This window comes from Plantactinospora endophytica (assembly GCF_016862915.1).
GTDB lineage: Bacteria > Actinomycetota > Actinomycetes > Mycobacteriales > Micromonosporaceae > Plantactinospora > Plantactinospora endophytica.
Genome location: NZ_BONW01000005.1, coordinates 1 through 18,051, shown reverse-complemented (window position 1 = coordinate 18,051; position 18,051 = coordinate 1). Strand labels below are relative to the sequence as shown.

Annotated in this window: 15 protein-coding genes and 1 pseudogene; 6 read left to right on the top strand and 10 right to left on the bottom strand. The window is 72.4% G+C overall.

All coding sequences use genetic code 11. From position 1 onward, the window contains the following. Positions 1 to 98 precede the first annotated feature (98 nt). Entirely contained in the window at positions 99 to 1,694 is a 1,596-nt protein-coding gene (locus Pen02_RS07460) for a Rieske 2Fe-2S domain-containing protein (protein ID WP_203865197.1), read from the bottom strand. 229 nt (positions 1,695 to 1,923) lie between these two features. On the opposite strand from Pen02_RS07460, the gene Pen02_RS07455 reads away from it, so the two are divergent. Further along, a complete protein-coding gene (locus Pen02_RS07455; protein WP_203865196.1) occupies positions 1,924 to 2,148 on the top strand; it encodes a hypothetical protein in 225 nt (74 codons plus the stop codon). 107 nt (positions 2,149 to 2,255) lie between these two features. Here Pen02_RS07455 and Pen02_RS07450 read toward each other — a convergent pair whose 3' ends face one another. The 8 genes from Pen02_RS07450 to Pen02_RS07415 all read right to left on the bottom strand — a co-directional run bounded on the left by Pen02_RS07450 (position 2,256) and on the right by Pen02_RS07415 (position 12,113). Next, positions 2,256 to 3,656 (bottom strand): DivIVA domain-containing protein, encoded by a 1,401-nt coding sequence (locus tag Pen02_RS07450; RefSeq protein WP_203865195.1) that lies wholly within the window; start codon positions 3,654 to 3,656, stop codon positions 2,256 to 2,258. 102 nt (positions 3,657 to 3,758) lie between these two features. Further along, complete coding sequence (gene rlmN, locus Pen02_RS07445) at positions 3,759 to 4,892, bottom strand: dual-specificity RNA methyltransferase RlmN (protein WP_203865194.1); 1,134 nt, start codon at positions 4,890 to 4,892, stop codon at positions 3,759 to 3,761. Between the two features lie 103 nt (positions 4,893 to 4,995). Then, a complete protein-coding gene (locus tag Pen02_RS07440; RefSeq protein WP_372445589.1) occupies positions 4,996 to 6,255 on the bottom strand; it encodes a phosphatidate cytidylyltransferase in 1,260 nt (419 codons plus the stop codon). Between the two features lie 563 nt (positions 6,256 to 6,818). Further along, positions 6,819 to 7,376: a ribosome recycling factor gene (frr, locus tag Pen02_RS07435; RefSeq protein ID WP_203865475.1), complete on the bottom strand. Its 558-nt coding sequence runs from the start codon at positions 7,374 to 7,376 to the stop codon at positions 6,819 to 6,821. Positions 7,377 to 7,461: 85 nt separating this feature from the next. Then, the gene (gene pyrH, locus Pen02_RS07430; protein ID WP_239140216.1) at positions 7,462 to 8,229 is read right to left on the bottom strand and encodes a UMP kinase; all 768 of its coding nucleotides are present in this window, start codon (positions 8,227 to 8,229) and stop codon (positions 7,462 to 7,464) included. Positions 8,230 to 8,399: 170 nt separating this feature from the next. Next, entirely contained in the window at positions 8,400 to 9,230 is an 831-nt protein-coding gene (gene tsf / locus Pen02_RS07425; RefSeq protein WP_203865193.1) for a translation elongation factor Ts, read from the bottom strand. 141 nt (positions 9,231 to 9,371) lie between these two features. After that, the gene (gene rpsB / locus Pen02_RS07420; protein WP_203865192.1) at positions 9,372 to 10,223 is read right to left on the bottom strand and encodes a 30S ribosomal protein S2; all 852 of its coding nucleotides are present in this window, start codon (positions 10,221 to 10,223) and stop codon (positions 9,372 to 9,374) included. Positions 10,224 to 10,742: 519 nt separating this feature from the next. After that, entirely contained in the window at positions 10,743 to 12,113 is a 1,371-nt protein-coding gene (locus Pen02_RS07415; protein ID WP_203865191.1) for a hypothetical protein, read from the bottom strand. A 181-nt stretch (positions 12,114 to 12,294) separates the two neighbouring features. Between Pen02_RS07415 and Pen02_RS07410 the strand changes: the two genes are divergently transcribed. Both Pen02_RS07410 and Pen02_RS07405 read left to right on the top strand, forming a co-directional pair. After that, positions 12,295 to 12,654, top strand: a complete 360-nt coding sequence (locus tag Pen02_RS07410) for a YraN family protein (protein ID WP_203865190.1) — start codon at positions 12,295 to 12,297, stop codon at positions 12,652 to 12,654. 53 nt (positions 12,655 to 12,707) lie between these two features. After that, a complete protein-coding gene (locus Pen02_RS07405; protein ID WP_203865189.1) occupies positions 12,708 to 13,823 on the top strand; it encodes a threonine aldolase family protein in 1,116 nt (371 codons plus the stop codon). Positions 13,824 to 13,923: 100 nt separating this feature from the next. Here the strand turns inward: Pen02_RS07405 and Pen02_RS07400 are convergent. Continuing rightward, positions 13,924 to 14,555: pseudogene (locus Pen02_RS07400) on the bottom strand (SMP-30/gluconolactonase/LRE family protein); the annotation flags it as partial. A gap of 5 nt (positions 14,556 to 14,560) precedes the next feature. On the opposite strand from Pen02_RS07400, the gene Pen02_RS07395 reads away from it, so the two are divergent. From Pen02_RS07395 to Pen02_RS07385, 3 genes are all read left to right on the top strand, one after another. Next, positions 14,561 to 14,719, top strand: a complete 159-nt coding sequence (locus Pen02_RS07395) for a hypothetical protein (protein WP_203865188.1) — start codon at positions 14,561 to 14,563, stop codon at positions 14,717 to 14,719. Positions 14,720 to 14,906: 187 nt separating this feature from the next. Then, a complete protein-coding gene (locus Pen02_RS07390; RefSeq protein WP_203865187.1) occupies positions 14,907 to 16,427 on the top strand; it encodes a YifB family Mg chelatase-like AAA ATPase in 1,521 nt (506 codons plus the stop codon). 176 nt (positions 16,428 to 16,603) lie between these two features. Next, positions 16,604 to 17,875 carry a DNA-processing protein DprA gene (locus tag Pen02_RS07385; RefSeq protein ID WP_239140310.1) on the top strand — a complete coding sequence of 424 codons (1,272 nt, stop codon included), beginning with the start codon at positions 16,604 to 16,606 and terminating at the stop codon, positions 17,873 to 17,875. Positions 17,876 to 18,051: the final 176 nt, after the last annotated feature.

The following is an 18,051-nucleotide window of genomic DNA, read 5'->3' as shown; positions in this document are numbered from 1 at the left end:
CCCGGGCGGCCCGGGACGCGTGACGGCGCAGTGGTGGCGCCGGGACGCGTGACAGCGCAGTGGTGGCGCCGGGACGCGTGGCAGTGGTGGCGCCGGGTTCAGCCGGCCGGCTCGGCCTCGGCCTCGACCGGGACGGTGGCCGGAGCCTCGTCGGCCCGGTGCGCCCGGATCGAGTGGCCGACGCTGGTCAGGCAGCGCCCGCTGGCCAGGTCGAACCGCCAACCGTGCAACTGGCAGGTGAGCTGGTTGTCCTCGACGATGCCGAACCGGGTCAGGTCCGCCTTCAGGTGCGGGCAGCGCCGCTGCACCACCCAGTCGCCGATGGTGATGTCCTCGGCGTCGGTGCTCCGCTCGTGCTCGTCGTACCAGCCCTCGGCGTACTGGAGGCGCTCCTCGGAGAGGCACTTGAAGAAGGCGTAGACGAACTCGTTGTACTGGCCGATCCGGGCCGCCGAGAAGCGGCAGGAGAGAAAGAGCGAGTTGACCCAGTCCACCTCCTCGATGTGCAGCAGGTGCTCGACCAGCGCCCGCTCGGTACGGAACCGGTAGCGGACCTTCTCGTCCGCGTACGGCCGGACCTCCTTGCCGGGGAAGTCCACCAGGATCGATTCGACGGACTCGCCGTCGTAGCCGACCAGGTCGAACCGGACCGGTCCGCCGACCCCCTTGGCGAGGTAGATCGACTCGTCCAGCAGCGGCTCGATCCGCCGCTTCATCCCGGCCAGTACGTCGATCTCGGGGTGCCGCCAGGACGCCTTCGCCGCCTCGATCACCGGCCGCGCCCGCTCCTGGTACGCCCGCAGGTGCTCCTCCTTGCGGTCGAAGAACTCCCGCACGTCCGGCACCGGGTGCGTGGTGTGCACGCTCTCCGTGCCGATCTCGGAGACGCTGCCGGGCAGCAGGATCACCCCGTTGTCGTAGCCCAGCCCGTTGTAGTGGTCGAGGAAGACCTGCTGGTCGGGGAAGATGTTGCCCTCGTCGCCGTGGATGTCGTTGAACTGCCACAGTTCGTCGTCGAGGAAGCACGGCGGGCCGGCGATGGGAAAGACCCAGGACGCCTTGAGGTCGTCGATGTAGCGGATGGTCCGGTCCATCTGCCGGTCCCGCTTCTGCTTGCCGAAGGCGGTCTTGGCCGCGCTGGGCAGCTCGTAGACCATCGGGTACCAGATCGCGCCGGAGAACTGGAGCAGGTGCGCGTGCACGTGTCCCAGCTCGGCGAAGACCCCGAGGTCGGTCGGGCGGGCGTCGTTCTGGTTGAGCAGGCGTACGCCGTCGTACTCCACCCAGAGCGAGGAGTCGCCGATCGGCCCGTCGGTGGGGCTGGTGAGTGCCTGGATCATCACCTTGAGGCCGCCGTCCAGCTCGACGACCTCCTCGCTCTTCGTACGCAGAAAGCTGGTGAAGCCGAGGTCCCGCAGCTCGTCCTCCAACTCGGAGGTGGGGTACTCCGGCAGCAGCACGGTGGCCTTCTTCGAGATGAAGCGCTTCAGGTGCGCCGCGTCGAAGTGGTCCCGGTGCAGGTGCGAGACGTAGAGGTAGTCGACGTCGCCGAGGGTCTCCCAGTCGAGCTGTGAATTGTCCGGGAACGGGAACCATGAGGCGAAGTAGGCCGGGTTGACCCACGGGTCGCACAGGATGCTGCCCGCACCGGTGTCGATCCGCATGCTCGCGTGCCCCGTACCGGTCAGTCGCACCGCACGGTCCCCCTATCTCGTCCCTCGCCCCAGGCGATCACAGGCGTACGCCCAAACGCTACCGGAGGCCCCGTACCGGTCGACCCGCGACGCCGGGTTGCGCACCCGATCGCGCCGGAGCCCGCCGTCAGGCACGGTGCGACGGTGGCGCAGTGCCCGGCCCGTGCGGTGCGGGCCGGGCGGCCCATGCCAGACTTACCAGCATCCGATCGTGAGGAAGGACCGGAAAGTGGCTGGAAGCGAGCCGGTGACGTCACCCGACCAACGCAAGCCGGGGCCCCGCAGGGCGGGCCGGATCGGCGCGATCCTCTCGGCGGCGGCGCTGGTGCTGATGATGTTCAACAACAACGAGGTCAGCGGCATCGAGAAGCTCTGGCTCGGTGGTATCGCCGCGTTCCTGGTCCTCGCCGTCGTCGGCGACGCGATCCTGCGCCGCAACGGCCTGCGCTCCTGACCGCACGAACCGACTGACCTTACGACCCGACGCCACGGGCGGCGGCCGGCGCTGATCGGCGCCGGCCGCACCTGTCCGCACCCGCCCGCCGGGCGAGGCGGGACCGGTCACTGGCCGAGCAGCAGGTCCTTGACCTCCTTGAGGGCGGCGTCGACCTCGGCCTCGAAGTAGCCGCCGGGAACCAGACCGAACCGGGTGGTGTCGAGGTCCACCGGGTTGACCGGCATCGGCCCGCGCCCCGCCATGCTGCCGAGGATCCCCTCGAACAGCCGGTCGACCTGGTCCGGGTCGTAGCCGCTGCCGAACCGGCGTACCTGGAAGGTGCGCCGGATGTGGTCGATCCGGGCCATCTCGCTACCGGGCGGACCCATCAGCGGCGGACCGCCACCGAGCCCGGGGCCGGCTGCCGGCGGACCACCCATCGGCGGGCCGGCCATCGGCGGCGGCCCACCGGCCGGCGCCGGCATCGGCGGCAGGGCGTCCCCCATGCCACGTCCCGGGCCGCGCAGGTCCCGGTCCGGCATCCGGATCTCGGCCGTCATGTCCGCCCTGCCGGGCCGCCCCGCGTCGAACCCGTCGAAGCGCTCGTCCGGCCCGAACCCGCCGGCCGGACCCCCCGGTCCACCAGGGGTACGCGGCGGCAGCGGCGCGCCCGCCCCCGGCCCACGCTGCGGCTCGAAGCCACCCCGCTGCGGCGGCTCCATCCCACCCCGCTGCGGGTCGAAGCCACCCCGGGAGGGCTCGGGCGGACCACCGCGCTGCGGGTCGAACCCGCCCCGCTGCGGCGGCTCCATCCCACCCCGCTGCGGGTCGAATCCACCACGCTGCGACTCGAAACCGCCCCGCTGCCCCTCGAAGCCTCCGCGCTGCGGGTCGAAGCCGCCCCGCTGCCCCTCGAAGCCACCCCGTTGCGGGTCGAACCCACCGCGCGGCGGCGGCTCCATTCCGGCACGCTGCTGGTCGAAGCCACCCCGCTGGCCGCCGAAGCCTCCGCCGAAGGTGCCGGTCGGCTCGTCGTACTGGCCGTAGGGACCGTTGGGGCCGTTGGGCGGACCGGCCTGCGCCGGCATCGGCCGCGACGGTCCGGGCGGCAGGCTGCGATCGTCGCGCATCGGCGGACCCATCCGGTCCGGCGGACCCATCCGATCGGGTGGCCCCATCCGGTCCGGCGGGCCGAGCCGGTCGGGCGGACCCATCCGGTCCGGCGCGCCCCGGTCGGCCAGCCGAGGATCCCCGCCCCGGCCGCTGCCTCCGCCGCTCCCGCCGCGCTCCTCCAGCTCGGCGATCTGCCGCTCGACGCGGTCGAGGTGCAGGTCCACCTGCCACTCGTCGTAGCCGCCGAAACGCACCCGGAATACGACGTCGTGCACCTCCTGGGAGGCGACGGGCGCGCCCAGCGGCTCACCGGCGAGCGTGGCCTCGACACGATCCAGGAACGTGTCCACCTCATCGACCTTGTAGCCCCGCCGGAGCGCCTTGCGCCGGAAACGCTGACCCTGACTCGCCACTATGTCTCCTGGTTCGCTCGCTCGCTTCGCTCGCTCACGCCGCCGCCCCGCCACGCGCGTCGGCGCCGCAAGCGGCACTACTAAGCCTGTCGACCCGGTCGCTCACCGCGTCACCGCCGCGGCGGCCAGTTGGCCGCACGCACCGTCGATCTCGCGCCCCCGGGTGTCCCGAACGGTCGTCGAGACGCCGGCCGCGCGGAGCCGCCGGACGAACTCCCGCTCTACCGGCTTCGGGCTCGCGTCCCAGCGGCTCCCCGGAGTCGGGTTGAGCGGGATCAGGTTCACGTGGGTCGATCGACCGGCCAGCAGCCGACCGAGGAGGTCAGCGCGCCACGGCTGGTCGTTCACATCTCTGATCATCGCGTATTCAATGGACACGCGACGCCCCGTACACTCCGCGTAGTGCCATGCGGCGTCCAGCACCTCGGCAACCTTCCACCGCTGGTTGACCGGGACCAGTTCGTCGCGCAAGTCATCATCGGGTGCATGCAGCGACAACGCAAGAGTCACCGACAGTCCCTCGTCGGCCAGCCGGCGCATCGCCGGGACCAGACCGACCGTGGAGACGGTGACGTGCCGCTGTGAGAGGCCGAGCCCCTCCGGAGCCGGTGCGGTCAGCCGGCGTACGGCGGCCACCACCCGGGCGTAGTTGGCCAGCGGTTCGCCCATGCCCATGAAGACCACGTGGGACAGCCGGGACGGTGACCCGGCGATCGCGCCGGAGGCGGCCACCCCGGCGAGGTAGACCGCCTGGTCGACGATCTCGGCGGTGGAGAGGTTGCGGGTCAGCCCGGCCTGACCGGTGGCGCAGAACGGGCAGGCCATGCCGCAGCCGGCCTGGCTGGAGATGCAGACGGTGACCCGGTCCGGGTAACCCATCAACACGCTCTCCACCAGCGATCCGTCGTGCAGCCGCCACAGGGCCTTGCGGGTCGCGCCGTCGTCGGTGGCGACCTCGCGTACCGGGGTGAGCAGCGGTGGCAGCAGCTCGGCCGCGATCCGGTCCCGACTGGCGGCGGGCAGGTCCGTCATCCGCGCCGGGTCACGAACCAGCCGCCCGAAGTAGTGCGTGGAGATCTGCCGGGCCCGGAACGCGGGCTCGCCCAGCTCGGCGACGGCCGCCTGCCGCCCGGACAGGTCGAGGTCGGCGAGGTGTCGGGGTGGCATCGCCGCGCGACGCGACGGAGACCCGGTCGGGTCGTCCGGCGCGATCTGGATCAAGGGCAGGCTTGTCATGGCCCGTCCAGTCTCCCACGTCGGCGCGACAACGCACCTGGCCGGAGGTGCCGAACCCGTGACCAGGGCCGGACGCCCCGGATGTGCCGCCTCATCGCACCTCTCAGCCGGGCTGGACGAAGATCGCCAGTAGTAGGTAGGCGGTGGGCACCGCGAAGAGGATCGAGTCCAGCCGGTCCATCAGCCCGCCGTGCCCCGGCAGCAGGTTGCTCATGTCCTTGACCTTGAGATCCCGCTTGATCATGGACTCGGCCAGGTCGCCGAGGACCGCCGCCACCGAGACCGCCACCCCGAACAGGGCCCCCCACCACAACTCGACGTCGAGCAGGAGCGCCAGCAGCACGGAACTGCCCACGGCAGCCGCCAGCACCGAGCCGGCAAAGCCCTCCCAGGACTTCTTCGGGCTCACCGAGGGCGCCATCGGGTGCTTGCCGAAGGCCACCCCGGCGGCGTACCCGCCGGTGTCGGAGAGGACCACCGCGACCAGGGTGACCAGCACCCGCAGCTCACCGTCGGCCGGCTCGGCGGCGAGCAGGGCCGCGAACCCGCCGAGAAACGACACGTAGACCGCGATCAGGGTGGCCGCGATCATGTCCCGCTGGTAGCCGGCCGGCCCGTCGCCGAGCCGCCAGACCATGGTGGCCAGCACCGTCACCAGCAGCCCGAGGCTGAGCGCGTCCGGACCGGCCCACCAGGCCAGCCCGACCATCAGCAGGCCACCGCCGACCAGCGGCACGAGCGGCGGGTGCATTCCGGCGGGGCGTACCGCCCGGGTCATCTCCCAGATGCCGATGCCGACCGCGAGCGCGACCACGGCGAGGAAGGCCGGGCGGAACAGGAAGAGCGGGACGACGATCGCCGCGCCGAGCCCGAGTCCGACCCCGATCGCGGCCGGCAGGTTCCGGCCGGCCCGGGACTGGCCGGCGGGCTTGCCGGACCGGGTCGCCCGGCGCCGTCCCGGGCCCCGCCGCGCGGACGGATCCGGCTCCGGCTCCGGGTCGACGAGCGGCCAGCCGACCGGGTTGGTCGGCGGATCCACCCCGGGGCCGGCACCGACCAGGTCGTCACCGTCGCGCCGGTCACCGCCGTCACGCCGGCCGGCACCGTTCCGGTACGCCTGCACGCCGTCGTCGGGGCCCCCCGGCCGGTCGCCGGCCGACTCGGCGGAACGCCACTCCGCCGTAGGATCCGGTACGCCCTCGGCCAGGTGCCCGTTGCGGTGCCCGGTCGATCCGCCCGCCCGGCGACCGGCGTCGGGATAGCCCTCCCCCGCCCCCCGGAAGTCGTCCACGGGCCCGGACGGACGGTCGTCCATCGCACCGGACGGATAGCCGTTCGCGGGTCCGGGCGGGTAGCCGTCCACAGGCCCCGCCGGATAGCCGTTCGCGGGTCCACGCGGATAGCCGTTCGCAGGCCCCGCCGGATAGCCGTTCGCAGGTTCGGGGAAGCCGTCGGCCGGCCCGGCCGGGTAGTCGTTGCCGGGCTCCGGGTAGCCGTTCCCTGGTCCCGGGTAGTCGTTGCCTGGTCCCGGATAGTCGTTGCCTGGTCCCGGATAGTCGTTGCCTGGTCCCGGATAACCGGTCCCCGGCCCCGGGTAGCCACCGGGCGTGCCCGGATACGTCTCTGCCGGTCCGGCCGGGGACGGTGCACCCGGATACGCGCCGACCGGGGGCGGGTACGCCCCCGGGGTGGCCGGGCGGGGCTCCGAGGTGACCGGATAGGAATCGGTCGGGGCGGAATAGGCGTCGGGCGCGGCACCGCCGTGCCGCGCCCGAGCCCAGGCGTCGTCGTCGCCGGCCGGCCGCCGTCGGCCCGTGGGCCCGTCCTGGCGCCCCGGGCCACGGGACCACTCCGGGCCAGGTGGTTGCTCCGGCCGCTGCCAGCCACGCGGCTCCGCGCTACCGCCGTAGGGGTCGACGTGGGACATCAGACCTCGAGCAACTCGGTTTCCTTGTGTTTCACCAACTCGTCGACGTGCGAGACGTACTTGTGGGTGAGGTCGTCGAGTTCCTTCTCGGCACGTCGGCCCTCGTCCTCGCCCGCCTCGCCGTCCTTGACGATCCGGTCGAGTTCCTCCTTGCCCCGGCGGCGGATGTTCCGGATCGCCACCTTGGCTTCCTCACCCTTGTGCCGGGCCACCTTAATCATGTCCCGGCGTCGCTCCTCGGTCATCTGCGGCAGCAGGATGCGGAGCTGGTTGCCCTCGTTGTTGGGGTTCACGCCGAGGTCGGAGTCGCGGATCGCCTTCTCCATCGCCTGGATCTGCGACGCGTCGTACGGCTTGATGATCGCCATCCGCGGCTCGGGTACCCCGACGGAGGCCATCTGGGTCAGCGGGGTGGGACTGCCGTAGTAGTCGATAATGATCTTGGAGAACATCGCCGGAGTGGCCCGCCCGGTACGGATGGCGCCAAACTCCTCCTTGGCGTGCTCGACCGCGCGCTCCATCTTCTCCTCGGCCTCGAGGAGGGTGTCGTCGATCACCTGCTCCCTCGCCTCCCTCTGCTGGATGCTGCTCCCGAAATACTGCACCCCGGCCCCCACCCGCCGGCCCGGGCCCCTGCCCGACTCACGTCGTGATCAACGTGCCGATCGGCTCGCCGGCGACCGCCCGGATGATGGTGTCGTCGCCCTCGGCGCCGAACACCAGCATCGGCAGGCCATTCTCCTCGCAGAGGCTGAACGCGGCGGCATCGGCGACCCGGAGGCCGCGACGCAGCACCTCGGAGAAGGTGATCTTGTCGAGCTTGCTGGCGTTCGGGTCGGTACGCGGATCGGCCGTGTAGACGCCGTCCACCCCGTTCTTGCTCATCAGCACCACGTCGGCGCGGATCTCCAGCGCCCGCTGGGCGGCAACCGTGTCGGTGGAGAAGTACGGCATCCCGGCGCCCGCGCCGAAGATCACCACGCGGCCCTTCTCCAGGTGCCGGATGGCCCGCAACGGAATGTACGGCTCGGCCACCTGGGCCATCGTGATCGCGCTCTGCACCCGCGTCTCGATGTCCTCCTTCTCCAGGAAGTCCTGGAGTGCGAGGCAGTTCATCACCGTGCCGAGCATGCCCATGTAGTCGGCCCGGGCCCGGTCCATGCCGCGCTTCTGCAGCTCCGCACCCCGGAAGAAGTTCCCGCCGCCGACCACCACCGAGACCTGCACGCCCCGGCGTACCACGGTGGCGATCTGCCGCGCGATGGCCTGGACGACGTCCGGGTCGACGCCGATCGCCCCGCCGCCGAAGACCTCGCCGGACAGCTTGAGCACCACCCTGCGGGCCCGCCCGGGCGGCGGTGCCGTCGGGTCGTCCGCCGCCAGGGTCCGGTCACTCACAACCTGCGTCATCCGACCCGCCTTTCCCACGCCGGAACGCCGGCGCCCAGTTCAGCCAACCTGCCGCTGCTGACCCTACGTGACGAGGAGGCCGTGGTGTCCGTTCCGTACACCAGCGGCCTCCCGTCCGTGTCACTGCGCCGCAGGCCCGGCTCGCGGCGATCCGGGCTCGCGGAACCGGCTCAGGCCTGGCCGACCTCGAACCGGACGAACCGGGTCACCTCGATGCCGGCCTCGGCCAGCACCTGCTTGACCGACTTCTTGTTGTCGGCGACCGAGGACTGCTCGATCAGGACGTAGTCCTTGAAGAACGCGTTGACCCGGCCCTCGACGATCTTGGACAGGGCGGCCTCGGGCTTGCCCTCCTCGCGGGCGGTCTGCTCGGCGATCCGCCGCTCGGAGGCGACGGTCTCGGCCGGGACCTCGTCCCGGGAGAGGTACTTCGGGCGCATCGCGGCGATCTGCATGGCGACCCCGCGCGCGTCGGCGTCGGCCGCCTCGTCGGCCTTGCCGGTGTACTCCACCAGCACGCCGACCTGCGGCGGCAGGTCCTGCGCCTTGCGGTGCAGGTAGACCGCGACGGTCCCGTCCACCAGGGCGAAGCGGTTCAGCACCAGCTTCTCACCGATCTTGGCCGACTGCTCCTGTACGGCGTCGGCGACGTTCTTGCCGTCCGGCAGCGTGCTGCCGAGCAGCGCCTCGGCGTCGGCGGCACCGATCTGCGCACCGTGCTCGACCAGGAGCTGCGCGAACGCGATGAAGTCGGTGTTCTTGGCGACGAAGTCGGTCTCGCAGTTGAGTTCCAGCAACGCCTTGCCGGAGTGCGCCACCAGGCCGTTCGCGGCCGTCCGGCCGGCCCGCTTGCCGACGTCCTTGACGCCCTTGACGCGCAGGACCTCGACAGCCTTGTCGAAGTCGCCCTCGGACTCGGTGAGGGCCTTCTTGCAGTCCATCATGCCGGCGCCGGTGAGGTCCCGGAGCTTCTTGACGTCCGCGGCGGTGAAGTTGGACATGACTCTCTCTTCGGTGTGTAACGCGGCTGATTCGTGGTCTTCTGCGGATCGCCCGATCGCCCCGAGCGGGCGATCCGCGGTGCCTCGTACCGGATCGGATCCCGCCGGCCGGTGATCAGCCGGCGGAATCCGACGGGAAGGTCATTCGGCGGCGACGCCCGCCGGCTCGGCGGCCTTCTGCTCGGCCTCGCCGGCCGCCTTCTTCTCGTTGTCCTCGATCAGCTCGCGCTCCCACTCGGCGAGCGGCTCGTCGGCGCCGACCACACCCGGCTCGGGCTTCTCGTCGGTGCCCCGGCGCTTGCCCGAGCGGGCGATCAGGCCGTCGCCGACGGCCGCCGCGATGACCTTGGTCAGCAGCTCGGCGGAGCGGATCGCGTCGTCGTTACCCGGGATCGGGAAGTCGACCTCGTCCGGGTCGCAGTTGGTGTCGAGCACGGCGATCACCGGAATGCCCAGCTTGCGGGCCTCGTCGACGGCGATGTGCTCCTTCTTGGTGTCGACCACCCAGATCGCGGCCGGAACCTTCTGCATGTCCCGCAGGCCGCCCAGGGTACGGGTCAGCTTGTCCTTCTCGCGGGAGAGCTGCAGGGTCTCCTTCTTGGTGTAGCCCTGCGCGGTGCCGGACAGGTCGCCGAGCGCCTCCAGCTCCTTCATCCGCTGGAGCCGCTTGTAGACCGTCTGGAAGTTGGTCAGCATGCCGCCGAGCCAGCGGTGGTTGACGAACGGCTGGCCGACCCGGGTCGCCTGCTCGGCGATCGCCTCCTGGGCCTGCTTCTTGGTGCCCACGAAGAGAATGCTGCCGCCCTCGGCGACGGTCCCGCGCACGAACTCGTACGCCTTCTCGATGTAGTCGAGGGTCTGCCGCAGGTCGATGATGTAGATGCCGTTGCGCTCGGTGAAGATGAAGCGCTTCATCTTCGGGTTCCAGCGCCGGGTCTGGTGCCCGAAGTGGACACCGCTCTCCAGCAGCTGGCGCATGGTCACTACGGCCATGGTGGGGTGCTCCCTAACTGTCCCTGGTTGTCACGCCGGGCCGGCGGCCTGGCGTCCTGGCGCCTGATCGCCGGCCATGGCGGACCCGATCAAGATCGGGACCAGGGGGCCGTCGCTCCACGGGCGGACCGTGAAGAGGGCACGCGAGGTCGACCGCGCGAGGCGGTCGCCAATCGCCAAGTGTACGCCCCGCCGTACCCAGCAGCACACAAACCCCCACCCACCACCGCTCACCGGCAGATCGGTCAGCCCGGGCGGGCGGCAATGCTGGCCCTGGTGCTCCCTGCCTGGCCGCGCCTGTCCGAGCTGTCGACCGGCGACCCGACCGTCGGGTACCGGCCGCCGTGTCGGGTCCGGGGCGCTGTGGCCGACCGTGCGTTCGGGGTACATGCCCGTTCTGTTCACGGCGCTTCGCCCCAGGTGTTCGGTTCGGGATGTTCGGCGACGATGGTCCGGACCCGGTGGCGCCGGCCCTGCCATCCGGCACAGGTGGTACCGCCGTCGAGCGCGGCACGCCGGTCAGCCCGCGGCGAGGGCCGCCGCGACGAAGAGCACCAGCCCGATGGTGAGATATCCGGTGGGCGGCCGGAGCCAGGCCCGCACCGGGTCGGCGAGCGCACCGGCGCTGGTGACCAGCCCGTACAGCCCGGCGGCGAAGATCGGCAGCCCCAGCACCAGGAAGAGCCCGGAGAGCACGGCGGAGGGCAGCACCGGATCGCCGAGCGTCCCGTCGACGAGCAGACGTACCGCCGGCACCTCGAAGACCACCGCGAGCACGGCCAGGGCCACGGCCACGGCGGGTCGGCGGGTCCGGTACACGCCGTCGCCGGCCGGCGGGACGAGTCCGCCGGGCAGCCCCGGGACCGGCTGCCCCGGCGCGGTCGGCGCGGCCGGCCGGTGCAGTGCCGACCGGTCGAGCGCCTCGGTGTGCCGGCTCGACGCCTCGGCACCGACCGCCGCGCCGCCCGCGCCGGGCCGCGCGTCGACCTGCGGCACCAGGTTGGTCGGCTGGTCCAGCACGCCGGCCTGGTCGGCGTTGCGGCCCGGCTGCACGATCGGGTACCCGCTCAGCGGTGACCGGGCCGAATCCGCCCGACCGGCATCCGGCGCGGCGGGGGCCGGCTGACCCGGTTCGCCCGGCGCGGCACCGTGCCGGCCGATACTCCAGCCCTCCGCCGCAGCGAGCGGGCCGGCGTCGTGCCGACCGGCGCCCAGGCCCTCCTCCGGTCCGGTGGTGGCGGAATCGTGCCGTCCCGCGCCCGGGCCCTCGTCGAGCGGGGTGGGCACGGCCCCCTGCCCGGCTCCGGCCGGGAGCCGACCGGGGTCTTCCGCGATCGGCACGCGGCCGGTGACGTCGGCGACGCCGGGCGCCAGGGGATGCGCGGTGCTCTGGACCGTGGGATGCGACTGCCCGCCCGGGTCACCGCTCCAGCCAGCAGGCGGATAGCCGGGCCCGGTGCCGATCGGGCCGGTACCGATCGGGCCGGTACCGATCGGGCCCGTGCCGATCGGGCCCGTGCCGAAGTTCGGCAACGGCACTTCCAGGGCCGGTCGGGTCGAGTCCGGGACGCCGGTCGGGGCGAAGCCGCCGTACCCGCCGCCGTCCAGGTGGTTCCCGGCGCGCGGGTCCGGTGCGGCGTACCCGTCGGTGGCGGCACCGCGCGGTACGCCGAAACGGGCCGGCTCGGCGTACCGCGCGGTGCCGGCGTCGAAGGGCAGGCCGTACCGGTCGTCCGATGCCGGACCGGGCTGGGTCGGCGTGGGCGTGGGCGTTTGGGCGGTACCGGGGTAGCGGTCCTGGCCACCGTTCCACTGCTGGTCGGGGTAACCACGGTCGCCGGCCCGCCAGCCGGGCGTCTGGTCCGTCGGGAAGTTGGGTTGCTGCTCCACGGCCACGCACCGTATGTGACCTGCGGGGGTGCCCGCCAGTCGGCCGGCGCGGCGGCGACGTCAGGTGGCGTTCATAGCAGCCGGACGACGTGATCGTCCGACTGTCCACAGCACCCCTGGATATCCACAGCCGAGGACTGCCGGGATTGCCCCGCCATCCCAGCAGAGCCAGGGTCCAACCATGACAGCAGCGAGACAGGCGGTCGGCGCGTACGGCGAGCGGTGTGCCGTACGACACCTGGTGGAGGCGGGCCTGCGGGTGGTGGCCCGCAACTGGCGGTGCGCCGACGGCGAGATCGACATCATCGCCTGGGAGGGCGACGTGCTCGCCTTCTGCGAGGTGAAGACCCGGCGCAGTGACACCTTCGGCAGCGCCGCCGACGCGGTGGTGGGCCGGAAGGCGCAGCGGCTGCGCGGGTTGGCCGCCGAGTGGTTGAGGACCAGCGGTGCACATCCGGAGCAGGTCCGGTTCGACGTCGTCGAGGTGTACCCGGCACGGCGCGGCCCCGCTCGGGTCGAGCACCTCCGGGCCGCGTTCTGAGCACGATGATCTCCTTGTTGCCAAGAGATGGCAACAAGGTGAGACTCGTCCACATGCCTCCCTCCGAGTCCCGCCCGCCCACCACCGGCGCCTCGCCGATCCGGCGGTCCCTCTTCCTGCACTCGCCGATCCACCGGATGCCCCGGACGGTCCTGCGGCAACTACTCGATCAGGTCGACGACGACACGCCCCCGGGTGGCCCGGACGCGCCGGTCGCCCGGCTGGAACGGCGGATCGCCGACCTGCTCGGTACGGAATCGGCGCTCTTTTTCCCGACCGGGACGATGGCCCAGCAGGTGGCCCTGCGGATCCACGCCGAACGGCACGGCCGGCACGCGTTCGCCGCGCATCCGCAGAGTCACCTGGACGTCTGGGAGCAGCGCGGCTACCACGTGGTGCACGGGCTGCGGTTCCATCCGGTCGGAGACCGCCACCGTCTGCTGACCGGGGCGGACCTGGCGGCGGTCGGCGAGCCGCTGGCCGCCGTCGTCTGGGAGTTGCCACAGCGGGACATCGGTGGGCAACTGCCGGAATGGGACGACCTGCGCGGGCAGGTAGCGGCCGTCCGGGAGCGCGGTGCGGCGGCCCACCTGGACGGTGCCCGGCTGTGGGAGGCGCAGACCTACTACCGTCGCCCGTTCGCGGAGATCGCCGGGCTGTTCGACACCGTCTACACCTCGCTCTACAAGTCGCTGCTGGGCATCCGGGGTGCCATCCTCGCCGCCGACGCCGGGACGGTCGCCGAGGCGACGGCGTGGCGTGCCCGCCTCGGCGGAGCGATCCACGACGCCTGGCCGCTGGCGCTGGCCGGTCTCGCCGGCCTCGACAACCTGCTGCCCCGGATGCCGGCGTTCCGGGAACACGCGATCACGCTCGCGACGGCGATCAACGCCGACGGGGTGGCCCTGGCATGGCCCGACCCGCCCCAGACGCCGATCTTCCACATCCACCTGCCCGCGTCGAAACAGGACGTCGAGCGGGCCGGCGAGGAGATGATCGCCGAGCGCGGCGTCCAGCTATTCGCACGGGTGCTCTCCGGGCCGGATCCGGCGAGATGCAGCTTCGAGGTCACGGTGGGCGAGCAGGCCATGGCGTTCGCACCGGAGGAGGTGGTTGCCCTACTGCACGAACTGCTCGACCGGGCCGGGTCGGGACAGTCCCGCAGCTAGCCAGGCGGCGGTACCCTGGCCGCCTCCCCACGATGAACCCAGGGTCCGGCCTCGAACCCGGCCCGGGTCGGCCCGATCCCGGACCTGACTCCGACCCTGTGCAGGGCCAGTCGGGATAGCGGGCGCCGTTGCAGGTGAGGCGGATGGCCTACAGCGAGGTCGAGGCCGCGACGAACCCGGGTCCAAAGGCGCGCAGCATGGGTCGTTGCGACGGGGACCGACGAAGGTCAGGCTGGCGACCCCGTCGGCAGCAGGAGCTTGCCGAGCAGGTTGCCGTCCGGATGGAAACAGTGCAGCCCGTCCCAGGCGGCTGCCCAGACCCGCCCGGCACCGTCCAGCCGGATGCCGTCGAAGCGGCCGAAGTCGCACTCGGCCAAGGTGTCCCCACAAATGACCAGGCGGGCCCTGCCGGTCCACCGTGTTGCCGTTGGCATGCCCGGAAGACTGCCGGAACACCCCTACCACCCCGGTCGTCTCGTCCCAGCGCAGCAGCCGGTCGTCTCGTCCCAGCGCAGCAGCCGGTCGTTCGGGGTGTCGCTCCAGACCGGGTAGCGATCGGCCGGGAAGTAGACCGGCCCTCCGCCTTGCGCAGGCCGGTGTGCAGGCGCGGGAAGTAGACCGGCCCTCCGCCTTGCGCAGGCCGGTGTGCAGGCGCTGGACGACGAAGTCGCCGTCGCAGCGGGCGAACCGCTGGTCGACCAGATGGAACCGCGCGGTGATCACGTCGGGCACGGAAGGTGCTCAAGGTCAGAACCGCCACCACGGGGGCACTCCATGGCGTACTCCAGCAGATCTTCGGCATCGACGGGGTCACCGGCACCCGGACCGTCGTGGTGTTGGAGGCGGCGGTCGACCGCCCGTTCGACGTCGGGGCCGGGTCGGTCGAGCCGGGCTGACCCGCGCGCAGGGTCGGTCCACCCGGCCGGGCTGCCCGGGCATAGCACAGTTACCCCTTGATCGTCCGGACGTCCACAGGGTGCCGGGTTGTCCACAGGCCCGTCCGTCGGGCCTGCCCGCCGCACCCGTTCCGGGCACGGTCGAACGCATGCCGATACCGCGAGACACCTCCCCCGGGCCCCGGCGATGAGTTACGCCAAGGTGCTCTGCGTGGGACTGGTCGGGGTGACCGGACACCTCGTCGAGGTCGAGGCCGACCTGGCCACCGGCCTGCCGACCGTCGTACTGTCCGGGTTGCCCGACACCGCGCTCAACGAGGCCCGCGACCGGGTCCGGGCGGCCATCGTCAACTCCGGGCAACGCTGGCCGAACCGTCGGATCACCGTGAACCTGCTGCCCGCGACCCTTCCGAAGCACGGCTCGGCATTCGACCTCGCCATCGCGGCAGCCCTGCTGGGCGGCTCGGGCGAGATGCCGCTCGCTCCGCTGGAACAGGTCGCCGTCCTCGGCGAACTGGGACTGGACGGGACGGTCCGGCCGGTCCGGGGCGTACTGCCGATGGTCGCGGCGGCGGCCCGAGCCGGCATCACCCGGGTGGTCGTACCCCTCGACAACGCCGCCGAGGCGTCGGTCGTACCCGGCGTACGGGTCCGGGCGGTCGACACCCTGCACCGGCTCGTGGCGTTCATCCGGGACGGCGCCCCGCTGCTCGATCCGCCGGCCCAGCGTGCGGCGCCACCCTGGTCCGGCCCCGACCTCGCCGACGTCGCCGGTCAGGGGCTCGGGCGACGCGCCGTGGAGGTGGCCGCCGCCGGTGCCCACCATCTGGCCCTGCTCGGCCCGCCCGGGGCGGGCAAGACGATGCTGGCCGAGCGGCTGCCCTCGATCCTGCCGGAACTGGACGACGACGCCGCGTTGGAAGTCACCGCACTGCACTCGATCGCCGGGCTGCTGCCCCCGGACGGGCAACTGCTGCGCCGGCCACCGTTCCAGGCGCCGCACCACACGGCGACCGTCGCTTCGCTGGTCGGCGGCGGGTCGGGACTGGCCCGGCCCGGAGCCGTGTCGTTGGCCCATCGCGGAGTGCTCTTCCTCGACGAGGCCCCGGAATACGCCAGGGGGACGCTGGAGGCACTTCGCCAGCCGTTGGAGAGCGGCCGGATCGTGCTGACCCGGGCCCGAGGCGGCACGGAGTACCCCGCCCGGGTGCAACTGGTGGTGGCTGCGAACCCCTGCCCCTGCGCCAGGCCCTCCGGCGACATCTCGTGCGAGTGCACGCCGCTGGCTCGCCGCCGCTATCTCAACCGACTCTCCGGTCCGTTGCTCGACCGGCTGGACCTACAGGTGACGGTGAACCCGCTACGCGCGGCGGAGCTGATGGCCGCCGAGCAGACCGTCGAGTCGTCCGTCGTCGTCGCCGAGCGGGTCGGCAAGGCCCGTGCCGCCGCCGCTGCCCGCTGGGCCGTGGGCGGATGGCGGGTCAACGCCGAGGTACCAGGCCCGCAACTGCGACAGCCCCGCTGGCGGTTGCCGGCGAACGACACCCACGCGTTGCGCCGACTCCTCGACAGCGGCGCGCTCTCCGCCCGTGGCTTCGACCGGGTGATCCGAGTCGCCTGGAGCATCGCCGACCTCGACGGTCGCGACCGGCCCGACAGCGGTGACGTGGACGAAGCGACCCAACTGCGCACCGGGAGCATCACATGACCAGATCAGCACGCCCTGTTCCAACAGCCCCAAACTCCGTCACCCCCGGCCCATCGGCAGTCGCGGCGGACCGCCGCAAACCGGCGTACCAGCCTGGTCCGGATGCCGACGCCGCAGCCGGGGCTCAGACAGCAGCAGCCGGGGCTGAGACAGCACCGGAGGCGGCTGTCGAGCCGATTTTCGGGCTGGGCGACCCGGCTCGGCTGGACGAGGACCGGCTGGCACGCATCGCGCTGAACTGGCTGTTCGAGCCCGGCACCCGAGCGGTGTACCGCCTCGTGCAGCGGTTCGGCGCGGCCGGGGCACTGCACCGACTGCTCGCCGCGAAGGTGCCGGACCATCGGCTGCGGGCAACGGTCGAGGCCCGGCTGGCCGCTGGCGACCCGTGGCAGGTCGCGGACGCCGCCGCCACGCAGACCGAACGGCTCGGCGCGCGCCTGGTGACGCCGGCCGACGCCGAGTGGCCGACCCGGCTACAGGGCCTGCACGAGCTGACGTTGCCCAGTGCCGACCGCAGGGTCGACCAGGAGACCGCACCGCCGCTCTGCTTCTGGGTACGCGGTGCCGCGTCGCTCGGCGAGGCGTTCCAACGCTCGGTGGCCGTGGTCGGTTCCCGGGCCGCCACCCCGTACGGGCTGCACGTCGGCACCGAGATCGCCTACGGGCTGGCCGAACGGGACTGGACCGTCGTCTCCGGCGGAGCGTTCGGCATCGACGCGGCGGCGCACCGGGGCGCGCTGAACGCCAATGGCCTGACCGTGGCGGTTCTGGCCTGCGGCGTCGACCGGCCCTATCCGATGGGCAACACCGCCCTCTTCGACCGGATCGCCGACGTCGGCCTGCTGGTGAGCGAATGGCCACCCGGAGCGGAGCCGCTGCGGCCCCGGTTCCTGATCCGCAATCGGGTGATCGCCGCAGCCACCGCCGGCACCCTGCTGGTGGAGGCGGCGGCCCGCAGCGGAGCCACCCAGACGCTGCGTCGCGCCCTGGCGATGAAGCGACCGTCGATGGTGGTGCCCGGACCCGTAACCTCCGCCATGTCGGTCGGTGCACACGAACTGCTCCGCGAATACCCCGAGACGCGGCTGGTCACCGGCGTGCCACACGTGCTGGAGGAGGTCGGGCGAATCGGTGCCGACCTCGCTCCGCCGGTGCGTGGCCCGGCCCGGCCGCAGGACGCCCTGGACGACGAGTCCGCGCTGGTCCTGGAACTGGTTCCGCGACGCGGCCCACTCGGCCCGGACGCCCTCTCCGCGCGGACCGGCTTCGACCTGCGCACCACCCTGCGCAAGCTCTCCCTGCTGGAGCAAATGGGTCTGGTCGTCCGCCGCGACGACGGATACCTACTCGCGCCGGCCGCCACCCGGTCCGGCCGTGCTCCCGCCGGCCAACCGGTGCGACGAGCCGACTCATCGCCCGGCGGGCCGATCGAGCGGAACGGCACATGACACCCCGGCGCAGAGTGTGGGGGCTGGCGACAAGGTCATCCACAAACCGCGACGGTCGCGGCGAGATTTCCCAGAGACGGTCAGGCCCGGCGAGACGCGGCGAGGTGCCGCGAGTCAGCCCGACACCGCGAGACGCCAGGCAGCCGGCCCGACACCACGAAATGCCATGGGCCGAC

What these genes read in the sequence shown, in the direction of transcription:
- rlmN (WP_203865194.1), bottom strand. Translation starts at nt 4,892, where the DNA reads ATGACAAGCCTGCCCTTGATCCAGATCGCGCCGGACGACCCGACCGGG.
- pyrH (WP_239140216.1), bottom strand. Translation starts at nt 8,229, where the DNA reads ATGACGCAGGTTGTGAGTGACCGGACCCTGGCGGCGGACGACCCGACG.
- tsf (WP_203865193.1), bottom strand. Translation starts at nt 9,230, where the DNA reads ATGTCCAACTTCACCGCCGCGGACGTCAAGAAGCTCCGGGACCTCACC.
- rpsB (WP_203865192.1), bottom strand. Translation starts at nt 10,223, where the DNA reads ATGGCCGTAGTGACCATGCGCCAGCTGCTGGAGAGCGGTGTCCACTTC.
- Pen02_RS07410 (WP_203865190.1), top strand. Translation starts at nt 12,295, where the DNA reads ATGACAGCAGCGAGACAGGCGGTCGGCGCGTACGGCGAGCGGTGTGCC.
- Pen02_RS07405 (WP_203865189.1), top strand. Translation starts at nt 12,708, where the DNA reads ATGCCTCCCTCCGAGTCCCGCCCGCCCACCACCGGCGCCTCGCCGATC.
- Pen02_RS07390 (WP_203865187.1), top strand. Translation starts at nt 14,907, where the DNA reads ATGAGTTACGCCAAGGTGCTCTGCGTGGGACTGGTCGGGGTGACCGGA.